The organism is Streptomyces sp. NPDC007095, from assembly GCF_040634475.1.
Classification (GTDB): Bacteria; Actinomycetota; Actinomycetes; order Streptomycetales; family Streptomycetaceae; genus Streptomyces.
Window position 1 is genome coordinate 18,864 of sequence record NZ_JBEYFS010000142.1, and the last position, 12,348, is coordinate 31,211.

11 protein-coding genes and 1 pseudogene are annotated in these 12,348 nt (G+C 72.7%); 7 read left to right on the plus strand and 5 right to left on the minus strand.

Annotated elements, in window-relative coordinates:
* Positions 1-31 precede the first annotated feature (31 nt).
* From ABZ656_RS37240 to ABZ656_RS37250, 3 genes are read left to right on the plus strand one after another with little or no spacing between them, the layout of a single operon-like run.
* Positions 32-1,156, plus strand: coding sequence for a glycosyltransferase family 1 protein (locus ABZ656_RS37240; protein WP_360274134.1), 1,125 nt, complete (start codon positions 32-34; stop codon positions 1,154-1,156).
* Positions 1,153-2,307, plus strand: coding sequence for a glycosyltransferase (locus ABZ656_RS37245; protein ID WP_360274137.1), 1,155 nt, complete (start codon positions 1,153-1,155; stop codon positions 2,305-2,307). The genes ABZ656_RS37240 and ABZ656_RS37245 overlap by 4 nt, the downstream gene beginning before the upstream one ends.
* Positions 2,304-3,161, plus strand: coding sequence for an SGNH/GDSL hydrolase family protein (locus tag ABZ656_RS37250; protein ID WP_101406345.1), 858 nt, complete (start codon positions 2,304-2,306; stop codon positions 3,159-3,161). Before ABZ656_RS37245 ends, ABZ656_RS37250 begins: the two co-directional genes overlap by 4 nt.
* 27 nt (positions 3,162-3,188) lie before the next feature.
* On the opposite strand, the gene ABZ656_RS37255 is transcribed toward ABZ656_RS37250, so the two are convergent.
* The 5 genes from ABZ656_RS37255 to ABZ656_RS37275 are packed head-to-tail and all read right to left on the minus strand — an operon-like array spanning position 3,189 to position 7,673.
* Positions 3,189-4,058, minus strand: a complete 870-nt coding sequence (locus ABZ656_RS37255; protein WP_360274140.1) for a biotin-dependent carboxyltransferase family protein — start codon at positions 4,056-4,058, stop codon at positions 3,189-3,191.
* Positions 4,055-4,714 carry a 5-oxoprolinase subunit PxpB gene (pxpB, locus tag ABZ656_RS37260; protein ID WP_101408286.1) on the minus strand — a complete coding sequence of 220 codons (660 nt, stop codon included), beginning with the start codon at positions 4,712-4,714 and terminating at the stop codon, positions 4,055-4,057. Before pxpB ends, ABZ656_RS37255 begins: the two co-directional genes overlap by 4 nt.
* Positions 4,715-4,737: 23 nt before the next feature.
* The gene (locus ABZ656_RS37265; RefSeq protein WP_101406347.1) at positions 4,738-5,496 is read right to left on the minus strand and encodes a 5-oxoprolinase subunit PxpA; all 759 of its coding nucleotides are present in this window, start codon (positions 5,494-5,496) and stop codon (positions 4,738-4,740) included.
* A 30-nt stretch (positions 5,497-5,526) separates the two neighbouring features.
* Positions 5,527-6,357, minus strand: a complete 831-nt coding sequence (locus tag ABZ656_RS37270; RefSeq protein WP_101406348.1) for a putative hydro-lyase — start codon at positions 6,355-6,357, stop codon at positions 5,527-5,529.
* Entirely contained in the window at positions 6,354-7,673 is a 1,320-nt protein-coding gene (locus ABZ656_RS37275; RefSeq protein WP_360274145.1) for an MFS transporter, read from the minus strand. Before ABZ656_RS37275 ends, ABZ656_RS37270 begins: the two co-directional genes overlap by 4 nt.
* A 172-nt stretch (positions 7,674-7,845) precedes the next feature.
* Here ABZ656_RS37275 and ABZ656_RS37280 point away from each other — a divergent pair, with 172 nt between their 5' ends.
* From ABZ656_RS37280 to ABZ656_RS37295, 4 genes and pseudogenes are all read left to right on the plus strand, one after another.
* On the plus strand, positions 7,846-8,550 hold the full coding sequence (locus ABZ656_RS37280) for a GntR family transcriptional regulator (protein WP_101406350.1): 705 nt from the start codon (positions 7,846-7,848) through the stop codon (positions 8,548-8,550).
* Between the two features lie 315 nt (positions 8,551-8,865).
* Positions 8,866-10,383: a hypothetical protein gene (locus ABZ656_RS37285; protein ID WP_360274149.1), complete on the plus strand. Its 1,518-nt coding sequence runs from the start codon at positions 8,866-8,868 to the stop codon at positions 10,381-10,383.
* Positions 10,384-10,420: 37 nt separating this feature from the next.
* A complete protein-coding gene (locus ABZ656_RS37290; RefSeq protein ID WP_101406352.1) occupies positions 10,421-11,302 on the plus strand; it encodes a hypothetical protein in 882 nt (293 codons plus the stop codon).
* Between the two features lie 53 nt (positions 11,303-11,355).
* Positions 11,356-12,348, plus strand: a pseudogene (locus ABZ656_RS37295) (hypothetical protein); the annotation flags it as partial.

Sequence of the window (12,348 nt, forward strand, 5' to 3'; positions counted from 1 at the left end):
CGGCCACGTCCAGCACGGCGACAACACGGGTATGCGTGTCGTCATCGTGACCGAATCCTTTCCCCCCGATGTGAACGGCGTGGCCCACTGCGCGCTCCAGACCGCCCGGCACCTCGTCGATCGCGGTCACGCTCCCCTCGTCGTCGCCCCGGCCACGGCGGCCGGGCACGGGCCCGACGCCCTCGCGCCGTGCCCCGTCGTCCGTGTCCCCTCCCTACCGCTCCCCGGCTACCCCCAGGTCCGCGTCGCCCTCCCCAGCCGACGCGTCGCCGCCGCGATCACCGAACACCGCGCCGACATCGTCCACCTGGCCAGCCCCTTCATCCTCGGCGTCCGCGGCATGGCGGCCGCCGCCCGGCTCGGCGTCCCCGCCGTCGCCGTCTACCAGACCGACCTCGCCGGTTACGCCCGTACGTACGTGGGCGCGGGCGAAGCCACCGCCTGGCGGCGCATACGCTCCGTCCACGCCGCCGCCGACCGGACGCTCGCCCCGTCCAGCGCGGCCCTGCACGACCTGGAGGCACACGGTGTGCCCCGGGTGCGGCTGTGGCCGCGCGGCGTGGACACCGTCCGCTTCCGTCCCGAGCACCGGGACGAGGCCCTCAGGCGCGAACTGGCGCCGAACGGCGAGCTGATCGTCGGCTACGTCGGCCGGCTCGCCCCCGAGAAGCAGGTCGAACTGCTCGCCGGAGCCTGCGACCTGGAAGGCGTACGCGTCGTGATCGTGGGCGACGGGCCCAGCGAGACGACCCTGCGCGAGGCGCTTCCCGGCGCCCTCTTCCTCGGGCGTCGCACCGGCGACGAACTCGCCCGGATCTTCGCCTCCCTGGACGTCTTCGCTCACACCGGCCCCTTCGAGACCTTCTGCCAGACGGTCCAGGAGGCCATGGCCAGCGGCGTACCGGTCGTCGCACCCGCCGCGGGCGGACCACTGGACCTGGTCGCACACGGCCGTACGGGGCTGCTGGTGCCGCCCCGCGACGGGGACGCCGTACGCGACGCGGTGTGGGCGCTCGCCGTCGATCCGGCCCTCCGGGCGGCGTACGGCGCCGCCGGGCGGGCCACCGTCGAGGGCCGCACCTGGGCGGCGGTCGGCGACCAGCTCATCGACCACTACGCCGACGTGCTCTCCGCGCGGACGGTGGTGGCGGCATGAGCCTGCGCATCGTACGGCTGGCCAACTTCGTCGCCCCCGCGTCGGGCGGTCTGCGCACCGCCCTGCGGGAGCTCGGCAGCGGCTACCTGGCCGCCGGACACGAGCCCGTGCTCATCGTCCCCGGCGAGCGTGCCACCGACCGCGAGACCGAGCAGGGGCGGGTCATCACGCTGCCCGGTCCGCTGCTGCCCAAAACCGGCGGCTATCGCGTACTCACGGACAAGCGGCGGGTCGCCCGCCTCCTGGAGTCGCTCGCGCCCGACCGCCTCGAAGTCTCCGACCGGACCACCCTGCGCTGGACCGGCGTCTGGGCGCGGCGCGCACGGGTGCCCGCGGTCATGGTCTCCCACGAGACCGCCGACGGCGTGCTGCGGACCTGGGGGCTCTCCGAGGGAATGGCCCGCAAGGCCGCCGACGCCATTAACATCCGTACGGCGCACACCTACGCGCGGGTCGTGTGCACCACGGAGTTCGCGGAGCGCGAGTTCGTCCGCATCGGGGCCCGCAATGTCGTACGGGCCCCACTGGGCGTCGACCTGGTCGGCCGGCACCCCGGGCTGCGCGACCGCGGGGTGCGCGAGCGGTACGCGCGCGCGGACGAGATGCTGCTCGTGATGTGCTCCCGGCTGTCCGTCGAGAAGCGGCCCGGTACGGCGCTCGACGCGCTGGAGGCGCTGCTGCGGCGCGGCGAGCGTGCCGTGCTCGTCGTCGCCGGGGACGGGCCGCTGCGGGCCAGGCTCGAACAGCGGGCCCGGGAGCGGCGGCTGCCCGTCACCTTCCTCGGACATGTCGCCGACCGCGCGCTGCTCGGCGCGTTGCAGGCCTCCGCCGACGTGTGCCTGGCACCGGGGCCCGCCGAGACGTTCGGGCTGGCCGCCCTGGAGGCGATGGCCTGCGGTACGCCCGTGGTGGCCAGCGCGATGTCGGCGCTGCCGGAGGTGGTCGGGTCCGCCGGAGCCACCGCCGCGGACAGCGGGGACTCCTTCGCGGACGCGGTACGCCTGCTCATGGGACGTGCCGAGGCCGCGCGCAGGGAAGCCGCACGCGCGCGTGCGGAGTGTTTCGGCTGGGGCACCGCCGTGGAGGCGTTCCTCGCCGCGCACGACGCGGTGGCCGAGTCCCGGCCCCGCCTCCAGGAGGGCGTCGGATGAGACCCCTTCGGTTCGTCGCCCTCGGGGACTCGCTCACCGAGGGCGTGGGCGACCCCGTGGGCGAGGCCTGGCGGGGCTGGGCCGCACTGCTCGTCGACGGGCTGTCCGACGGCCCGGACACGTCCGTGGAGTTCACCAACCTTGCGGTGAGCGGGGCCCAGACGCGCGACGTCCTGGAACGGCAGACCCCGGCGGCACTGGCCCTGGGTCCGGACGTGGTGTCCGTCGTGATCGGTGTGAACGACACCCTTCGCTGCACCTTCGACATCCACGCCGTGGCCGCGCGGCTCGACCGGGTGTACGCGGCGTTCCGGGCCCAGGACGCCGTCCTGCTGACCGCCTGCCTGCCGGATCCCGGCGCGATGCTCGGGCTGCCGGGAGTGCTGGCCAGGCCCCTGGCCCGGCGGCAGCGGGCCGTCAACACGGTCGTGCACGCACTGTCCGAGCGCCATGGAGCCGTGCATCTGCACGCGGCGGAGGGCGCCTGGCTGACGGACCGCGCGATGTGGAGCGCGGACCGGCTGCACCCGGGGGAGCGGGGGCACCGGCAACTCGCCCTGCGTTTCCACGCGTTGCTCGAACAGGAGGGCATCGCCACCGGGGACACCCCCTCGGCGGAGCCGGAGTTCCCCGCGCCCACACGGTCGGCCAGTCTGTGGTGGCTGGCCACCGCGGGGACGGGGTGGGTGGCCCGGCGGTGCACCGACCTGCTGCCGCAACTGCTCACCCTGGCCGCCGCCGAGGTGCGCCACCGGGCGCGCGGCACCAGCGCCCGGCTCGACCTCAGCGCCTCGCACGCCGTGGCGTCCGCGCTGGCCGCCCTGTCGGTGGCGGAACGGCCGGACGCGGTATGACGGTTCGAGGCGGTGGCCCGGAGCCCGTCAGCGGCGGCGTACGACCATGAAGCGCACCGGCGTGCCCGGGACCGCCTGAGCGGTCGCGGGGAGGTCGGCGCCACGGACCACCGCGATCACCGGGTACCCCCCGGTGGTCGGATGGTCGGCGAGGAAGACGACCGGCCTGCCGTCGGGCGGCACCTGCACGGCACCCAGCACCATGCCCTCACTGGGGAGTTCATCGGAAACGGCCCTCTCCAGTGAGGGCCCTTCCGTACGCAGCCCTATGCGGTTGCTCGCGGAGGACACCCGGTAGGTGCCCGTCGCCAGGGTCCGCAGGGCCGAGGACGTGAACCAGTCGTCGCGCGGGCCCGGTGTCACCCGCAGAACCAGCTCCGAGGGCGGACCCGGATGCGGAACCACGTCCACGCGCGTGTGCACGCCGTCAGGGCGCCCCAGAGGCAGCACCGTGCCGTCCGTGAGCGGCGGCGGACCGAGCCCCGAGAGGAGGTCCGTGGAGCGGCTGCCGAGGACCGGATCCACGGTCACTGCGCCGGCGACGGCCACGTAACTGCGTACCCCCGCGCGGGCCGGGCCGATATCCAGCAGTGCTCCGGCGGGGACACGCACGGGCGCTCCCCAGGGCGCCGGACGGCCGTTCACCGTGACCGGGCAGGGCGCGCCCGTGACGGCCACGGTGACCACCGAACGCGGACGCAGGGCACATCCGTTGAGCGTCGTCTCCAGTACGGCCGCCTCGACAGGGTTGCCGACGAGCCGGTTGGCCAGCGCCGCAGCGGGCGCGTCCAGCGCGCCGGAACGGGGTACGCCGAGGTGGGCGTGGCCGGGGCGGCCCCGGTCCTGGACGGTGGTCAGGGCCCCGGCGCGCACGACGGCGAGGGCCCGGTCGGTCATGAGCACCCCACCGGTACGAACCGGACGCGCGTGCCCGGGGCGAGCAGCGCGGCCGGCACGCGCGCGTGGTCCCACAGCACCGCGTCCGTTGTGCCGATCAGCTGCCAGCCACCCGGCGAGGAGCGCGGGTAGACGCCCGTGTACGGGCCCGCGAGCGCCACGGAACCCGCCGGAACCGCCGTCCGCGGAGTCGCCCGGCGCGGCACGTCGTACCGGGCCGGCAGCCCGGTGAGATACCCGAAGCCGGGCGCGAACCCGCAGAAGGCGACACGGAACTCGGCCGCCGCGTGGATCGCGGGCACCTCGTGCCCGGGCACCCCCCACAGAGCCGCGACATCCGCCAGATCGGGACCGTCGTACCGTACGGGGATCTCGATCGCCTCCTGCGCGCGCGCGGCGTGCGGCGGGATCTCCCACCTGGGGAGCTGCTCCGCCAGCCGCCGGGGGTCTTCCAGACCGTCCAGGAGGACCGTGCGGGCCGCGGGGACGATCTCCGCGACCGAGAGCGAGCCCTCGGCGCGGCGGCGCAGCAGTTCGGCGTGCAGGGCCTGCGCCGCCGCGCCCGAGGAGACCTCGACGAGCAGGGCGTGGTCACCGACCGGCAGCGCCCTCGTGCCGCTCACGTCCGCAGATGCCTTCGCGTCGTCGCCGGCCATGTCGTCGGCGGCCGGAACAGCCCTCATACGAAGGCCTTCACGAGGACGCCCGAGGACTCCAGACGCGCGCGGACCCGACGTGCCAGGTCCACCGCGCCCGGGGTGTCGCCGTGCAGGCACAACGAGCGGGCACGGACCGGGATGCGCGCCCCGGAGTGGGACGTGACCATGCCGAAGCGGGCCAGCCCCAGCGAGCGTTCGACGACCGCCTCGGCGTCCGTGATCACCGCGTCGGCCCGGGTGCGGGGCACCAGGGTGCCCTGCTCGGTGTAGGCGCGGTCCGCGAACGCCTCCGTGGCGGTGGGCAGTCCGGCCTGCTCGGCCAGTTTCAGGAACCGGGAGGCCGGTAGACCGAGGACGGGCAGGGCGGCGTCCGCGAGCAGCACGCCCTCGACGACCGCCGCCGCCTGCTCCTCGTCGTGCACGACCCGGTTGTAGAGCGCGCCATGCGGTTTCACGTACGACACGCACGTCCCGGCCGCGCGTGCGAAGACCTCCAAGGCGCCGATCTGGTAGGCCACTTCGGCAGCCAGCTCGTCGGGCGGCACGTCCATCGCGCGCCGCCCGAAGCCCGCCAGGTCGCGGTAGGAGACCTGGGCGCCGATCCGTACACCCCGCTCGGCCGCCAGCTCGCACACCCGTCGCATGGTGGCCGCGTCCCCGGCGTGGAAGCCGCAGGCCACATTGGCGCTGGTGACGACGGACAGCAGCTGTTCGTCGTCGGTCAGCCGCCAGCGGCCGAAGCCCTCGCCGAGGTCGGCGTTGAGGTCGATCGGGGTCATGAGGTGCAGTCCCTCCTTCGTAGGTCGTTCTCAGGCCACGCGGTACTGCTCGTCGCGGGCGTCGGTGAGGAACATCCGGCCCGGTGCGTGGGTGATCGCGAAGGGTGGCCGGGACGCCATCACGGCTGCCTGGGGTGTCACTCCGCAGGCCCAGAACACCGGGATGTCGCCCGGGGTGGCGTCCACCGGATCACCGAAGTCGGGGCGCGAGAGATCCTCGATGCCCAGGACCGACGGCTCGCCGCAGTGCACCGGGCTGCCGTGCACGGCGGGCAGCAGGCTGCTCTCCCTGATCGCCGCGGCCACATGCTCGGGAGGGACCGGGCGCATCGACACCACCATCGGTCCGTGCAGCCGCCCGGCGGTGCGGCACTCGCGCTCCGTCACGTACATGGAGACGTTACGGCCCTGCTCGATGTGGCGCATCGGGACGCCCGCCTCGGTCAGCGCCCACTCGAAGGTGAAGCTGCATCCGATGAGGAACGACACCAGGTCGCCGCGCCAGCGGTCGACCACGTCCGTGGGCTCGTCGGTCAACTCGCCGTGCTCCCATACCCGGTAACGCGGCAGGTCGGTGCGCAGATCCGCGCCCTGGGCGAGCGGGGTGGTCCAGGAGCCGGCGTCCGTCACGTCGAGGACCGGGCAGGACTTCGGGTTGCGCGTGCAGAACAGCAGCATGTCGTACGCCCATTCGGCGGGCACCGAGATCAAGTTCGCCTGGGTGTGGCCGGCGGCGACTCCTGCGGTGGGGCCGGACACGCCCGAACGGAACCGGGCGCGCGCCTCCTTGGGGGTCCACGCGTGTGCGGGGCCGTCGATGCGCAGGAGGCTCGAAGGGCGTTCCTGGACGGTGTGCTTCACAGGAGTTCCTTCCCACGCGTCTCGGGGAGTCCGATCAGTGCCAGGGCTGCGAGGGCGTAGCCGATCGCGCCGAAGACCAGGGCGCCGCCCACACCCCAGCTGTCGGCCAGGAAGCCGACGGTGGTGGGGAAGGCGGCACCCACGGCACGCCCGGTGTTGTACGTGAAGCCCTGCCCCGTGCCGCGCACCGCCGACGGGTACAGCTCGCTGAGGAAGGAGCCGAACCCGCTGAAGATCGCCGACATGCAGAATCCGAGCGGGAAACCGAGCACAAGGAGAAGCGTGTTGGCACCGCTCGGGATGTTGGCGTAGGTGAGGATGCAGGCCGCCGAGAGGATCGCGAAGAGCAGGATGTTCCGTTTGCGGCCCAGTTTGTCGGTGAGGTAGCCGCCGGTGAGGTAGCCGATGAAGGCCCCGGAGATCAGGAACGTGAGGTAGCTGCCGGTGCCGACGACGGACAGGCCGCGCTCCGTCTTCAGGTACGTGGGCACCCAGGTGGCCAGCGTGTAGTAGCCGCCCTGGACGCCGGTGGAGAGCAGGACCGCGAAGAAGGTGGTGCGCAGCAGGCCGGGGCCGTCGGCCGAGGCGGGCTTGAAGATGGCGGCGAACGAGCCCTTCTCGGCGCTCTTCTCGCGCACGGCGGCCGCCTCCGGGGCGTCCTGTACCCGGCGCCGCACCCATACGACGAGCAGTGCGGGCAGCGCGCCGGTCCAGAACATCACGCGCCAGGCGAGGTCGTCGCCGAGGAACTGGAAGACCAGCGTGTAGACGAGCACCGCCAGCCCCCAGCCGACGGCCCAGGAGCTCTGGATCGCCCCGAGCGTGCGCCCCCGGTGCCTGGCGGTCGAGTACTCGGCGACCAGGATCGCGCCGACCGCCCACTCACCGCCGAAACCGAGGCCCTGAAGGGCACGGAAAGCCAGCAGTGTCTCGTAGTTGGGCGCGAAACCGCAGGCCACCGTGAACACCGCGTAGGTGATCACGGTGATCATCAGTGCCTTGACGCGTCCGATCCGGTCCGCGACCACACCCGCGATCGCGCCGCCGACCGCCGAGACGACCAGCGTGACGGTCGTGAACAGTCCGGTCTGGCCGCTGTCCAGGCCGAAGTACGCCGCCAGCGTGACCATGCTCAGCGGCAGCGTGAAGTAGTCGTACGAGTCCAGGGCATAGCCGCCGAACGCGCCGGCGAAGGCCCTGCGGCCCTGCGGACCGAGGGCGCGCAGCCAGCCCAACGCGCCGTCGTCCGAGGTGAGTTCATCCGTCTTGGGGTGTGCGCCGGTGGTCAGGGCCTGTGGTGGAGGGGTCGTGCTCATGGGCACCTCGCAGGAGGAGGACGGAGGGTGCTTGAGGACTGAGCCGTGCCGTGCGGAAGCCGTCGGCGCTCGGGCGAGCGAGTGGCGCCGTGAGTAGCAAGGTAGAGGATCGTTGAACGATCCCTCAATACCCGTGTTGTTTCGTTCTTATTTCTGCGATTGAATTCCGGGCATGGCAGAGCTGACGGGACTGGCCGACGATCGCGCCCTGCTGGGCCGCACCAGCACCGCCGAGCGGGTCTCGGACATCCTCAGGAGCCGTATCGCCGAGGGGTACTTCCCGCCCGGGACCCGACTGTCCGAGGACAGCATCGGCGGGGCGCTCGGCGTCTCCCGCAACACACTGCGTGAGGCGTTCCGGCTGCTCACGCACGAACGCCTCCTGGTGCACGAGCTCAACCGCGGGGTCTTCGTAAGGGTGCTGACCATCGAGGACGTCGAGGACATCTACCGCACCCGCACCCTCGTCGAGTGCGCCGTGGTCCGTGGCCTCGGCGAGCCGCCGTACGCCGTGGACGACCTCGCCCAGGCCGTCGCCGAGGGGCAGCGGGCGGCGCGCGAAGGTGACTGGAAAGGCGTCGGTACGGCCAACATCCACTTCCACCGGGAGCTGGTGGCGCTCGCCGGGAGCGACCGCACCGACGAACTGATGCGCAGCGTCTTCGCCGAACTGCGCCTCGCCTTCCATGTGGTGGCCGATCCGCGGCGGCTCCACGAGCCGTACCTCGCGCGCAACCATGAGATCCTCAACACGTTCCGGGCGGGCGACCGTGACGGGGCCGAGCAACTGCTCGCGGCCTATCTCGACGATTCCCTCACAGGGGTCGTGGAGGCCTACGCGCGGCGGGTCGCCGACGGGGCACAGGGGATCGGCTGAGCCGGGTCGTGATTCTCGGGGACGGCCGCGGCGACGGTTCGCTCCGCCGCTCTCGCGAGGCGGCGACCGCGAGGCGCCGTGTGGTGCCGGAGTGACGTGCTGCGTGGTGCCGGAGTGACGTGCTGCGTGGAACCGGAGTGACGTGCCGCGTGGTGCCGGAGTGACGTGCTGCGTGGAACCGGAGTGACGTGCCGCGTGGTGCCGGAGTGACGTGCCGCGTGGTGCCAGTGTGACGTGCTGCGTGGTGCCAGTGTGACGGCGGTCGCTTCTGCGTCGTTTCGACCGTTGTCAGACCGAGGACCTAGTCTGTGCACCGTGACTTCGCTTGCATCGACGGACAGCGTTCCGCCCCAGCTCAGCGTGGGGCCGCGCCCCGCTCCGGGCCCGGCCGCCGACGAGGGCCTGGCGCGGCGGCTGCGCGCGCTCGCGTGCACCGCGCCGCTGCACGACCTCGATGTGCGCAAGGCGAATCTCGCGGGCGAGTACACCGTCTACGGGATGGCCGAGGTGGCCCTCGCCGCCATCGACCTCGTCACACTGAACATGGACTTCGACACGGGCGCCGACCATGACCAGATAGTGGCCCGGCTCATCCCGCGCATCGCCGCGCAGGCCCCGCGGCGCCCCGTCGCCGAGCACGAGCGCGTGGCCAAGTGGGTCCTGGAGAACCTGATCAACGTCGGCAGCGTCGACCGCGGCTTCCGGGCCGTATACGGCACGTTCGCCCCCGACGGCTCCTATGTGCGCCGCGACTACGACTTCAAGCTGATCGAGGAGGTGCCCGGGTACGGGGGGACCGTCTACCTCCGTACGACGGACGAGGCGGTCAACGTCCTCGTCGGCGCCCTCGACACCGACGTCACCAGCGCGCAGATCGCCGCCGAGGTCAAGCTCGAGGTGCTGATCAGCCGTGGCCGCCTCGCCGACGCCCAGCTCGCCGCCGAGCAGGCCCGGTACCGGACCGTGCAGTACTCGGAGACGCTCCGCAGGGCGCTCGACGCGACCAGGCGCAATGTGCGGGCCGTCGACTGGCTCCAGGCCGTGCCCGACATGATCGCCGAGGCGCTCGACCACGTCGCCGACCGCTACCGTCACGAGAACGCGATCCTCACCAACATCCGCAAGGCCCGCGACGAGTCCGAGGACCCCGAGCAGAAGCGCCGCGCCGCCGAGCTCGTCGACATCGTCAAGGACTGCATCCGCCGGCACACGCAGTTGCAGTCCCGGCTCCTGGAGGCCGGGCCCCTGTTCCGCGCCGAGCAGGACCGGCAGGCCTTCGCCACACCCATGACGACCTCGGGGATCGACCTCTACGGCCACCTCGTCGCGCCCGTGTTGCCGCTGCCCGTCGCACAGGCGCGGCGCGTGACGGACGCGTTCTTCGCGCGCGGGACGGGACTGCGTACGCCGGTGGCCGTACGGGTGGGGGATCTTGTCGAGCTCCTGCTGACACCGCCCCTGGAGCGGGAGCACCTCGGTGCGGAGATGCCCGAGCCGGATCTGATCGCCACGCCGGACGACAGCCGGTTCAGTGAGGAGCAGCTCGCTTCCGCGATGGAACTGCTGGATCTGCCGGCGGACGCACCGCGACGGCTGTCCGGGCTGCTTGCCGAAGCGCGCCGCCGGGATCCCGAACTGCCCTACCTCGTCGCCCTGTTGGCCGTTCACGCGGCCAGCCCGCCGGTCGGTACCGCCTATCGGCAGGGGGAGGAGAAGCTGCTGTTCGCCGTGGATGACGGGGTCGAGCTCGATGATCCCGAGTTCGGCGGGGCCGATCTGATAGTGGGGATGGCTTTGCTGGACGCGGCGGGGATGGCGGCGGACCGGTCGTGAATCCCAGCCCCGTAACTCTGCGCAAGGAGCCTTTGTCGTGACCGAGCAGCACGTCGAGTGGAGTGAGCCGGATGTCGTCGCCGCGCCGGCGAACGCTCCCGTCACACCCGCCGACGCCGCCGACGCGGCGCGGCTCGTCGCCTTCGGGCTCCAGCCCAAGCTGCAGCCGGCGCGGGACCAGGAGTACGCGGAGCTGTTGCGGCGGTACCGCGAGGACCCGCCGTTCGCCCGGCTCGCCGACGCCGTGGCCGCCGGCCTCGGGCTGGTCGTGCTGGAGGTGTCCCCGCGCGCGGGGATGGCGGTGACAGCCGCCGAGGACTCGGTGTTCGCCGTCCGGATGGGCGACTACGCCCGTCGTACCTCGGCCGACTCCGCGGACCGCTTCCTGCACGGCCTCGCCCACCTCGCCGTCGCCGCGATGGCCTTCCCACGCCCCGAGGACCTCGCCGACGACGGGTATATCGGGCGTGTCTCGGTCAACGGCGTCGACGCGTTCGTACGACAGGCCTGCCGCCGTCTGGAGGAGCGGGCCGAGGAGCAGGGCGAGAACACCGATCCGGCGACCGAGGCGCCCGGCCTTGAGGCGGCCTGGCGGATCTGGGCGCGGCGCAGCTCCACCGGCGCCACCAAGGACGCGCGAAGACTGTCCGGTTCGACGACCGGCATCATCGGCAAGGCCGTCGCGTTCCTCACCGACTCCGGATTCCTCCAGCGGACCGGCGACGACTCCGGGGGGACGTACCGGACCACGGCCCGCTATCAGCTCCAGGTGCGGGACATGGCGGGCAGCGCCGCGATGGCCGAGCTCCTCGAACTGGGCGTCGTCCCGGTGACCGACGGCACCCCGACGCTGCTGCCCGCCGAGCACACCGACGACCTGGAGCTGGTGGCCGACGCCGGGCTGCCGTTCCACTCCTGACCCTCCCCGACCTTCCTCACGTATCCGAAGACTTACTACGAGAGTCCGCCGCCATGTACGAGCTGTCCCGGGTCCGCCTCTACTCCATCGGGCCTGCTGGGGCGCGCTATGCCGACACCGTCCTTGACCTGAGGGGTGTCGGCGAGCCCGTGCCCGACCCCGCCCCCACCCAGGCGGAGTTCTTCGAGGAGGAGCCCGTCGGGCCGCCGCGCCGGCCCGCGCCCGCGGGCGTGCTCTTCCTGGAGAACGGCGGCGGCAAGTCGGTGCTGCTCAAGCTGATCTTCTCGGTGATGCTGCCGGGCCACCGCAACACCTTGGGCGGCGCCAGCTCCGGTGTGCTGCGCAAGTTCCTGCTCGCCGACGACTGCGGTCATGTCGCGCTGGAGTGGCAGCACACGCTGACCGGCGAGTGCGTCGTGGTCGGCAAGGCCAGCGAGTGGCGGGGACGGCAGGTCTCCAACGACCCGAGGAAGTTCGCCGAAGCCTGGTACTCCTTCCGGCCCGGCCCCGGCCTGAGCCTGGACAACCTGCCGGTCGCCGAGGCGACCGCCGTCCGGCCGCCCGTCGAGGGCGCGTCCGGCGCGCAGGGACGGCGGCGCACCATGAAGGGCTTCCGCGACGCCCTCACCGAGGCCGGAAAGGCGTATCCGCACCTCGAAGTGCACTGGGAGGAGATCCACGACCGCTGGAACGAGCATCTGACGGACCTCGGCCTCGACCCCGAACTCTTCCGCTACCAGCGGGAGATGAACGCCGACGAGGGTGAGGCCGCCGGTCTCTTCGCGGTCAAGAAGGACTCCGACTTCACCGACCTGCTGCTGCGCGCGGTCACCGACACCCGGGACACCGACGGGCTCGCCGACCTGGTCGGCGGCTTCGGCAACAAGCTGGGGCGGCGCGCCGAGCTGATCGCCGAGCGGGACTTCACCGCGGGGTCCGTGGATCTGCTCGGCCGGATCGTCGAGGCCGCCGAGGCACGGGCACGCGCGCGTGACATCCACGCGGGCGCCGAGCGGCGTACCCGCACCCTGGCCCGGCGGCTGTCC

What these genes read in the sequence shown, in the direction of transcription:
- ABZ656_RS37240 (WP_360274134.1), top strand. Translation starts at nt 32, where the DNA reads ATGCGTGTCGTCATCGTGACCGAATCCTTTCCCCCCGATGTGAACGGC.
- ABZ656_RS37245 (WP_360274137.1), top strand. Translation starts at nt 1,153, where the DNA reads ATGAGCCTGCGCATCGTACGGCTGGCCAACTTCGTCGCCCCCGCGTCG.
- ABZ656_RS37250 (WP_101406345.1), top strand. Translation starts at nt 2,304, where the DNA reads ATGAGACCCCTTCGGTTCGTCGCCCTCGGGGACTCGCTCACCGAGGGC.
- ABZ656_RS37255 (WP_360274140.1), bottom strand. Translation starts at nt 4,058, where the DNA reads ATGACCGACCGGGCCCTCGCCGTCGTGCGCGCCGGGGCCCTGACCACC.
- pxpB (WP_101408286.1), bottom strand. Translation starts at nt 4,714, where the DNA reads ATGGCCGGCGACGACGCGAAGGCATCTGCGGACGTGAGCGGCACGAGG.
- ABZ656_RS37265 (WP_101406347.1), bottom strand. Translation starts at nt 5,496, where the DNA reads ATGACCCCGATCGACCTCAACGCCGACCTCGGCGAGGGCTTCGGCCGC.
- ABZ656_RS37275 (WP_360274145.1), bottom strand. Translation starts at nt 7,673, where the DNA reads ATGAGCACGACCCCTCCACCACAGGCCCTGACCACCGGCGCACACCCC.
- ABZ656_RS37280 (WP_101406350.1), top strand. Translation starts at nt 7,846, where the DNA reads ATGGCAGAGCTGACGGGACTGGCCGACGATCGCGCCCTGCTGGGCCGC.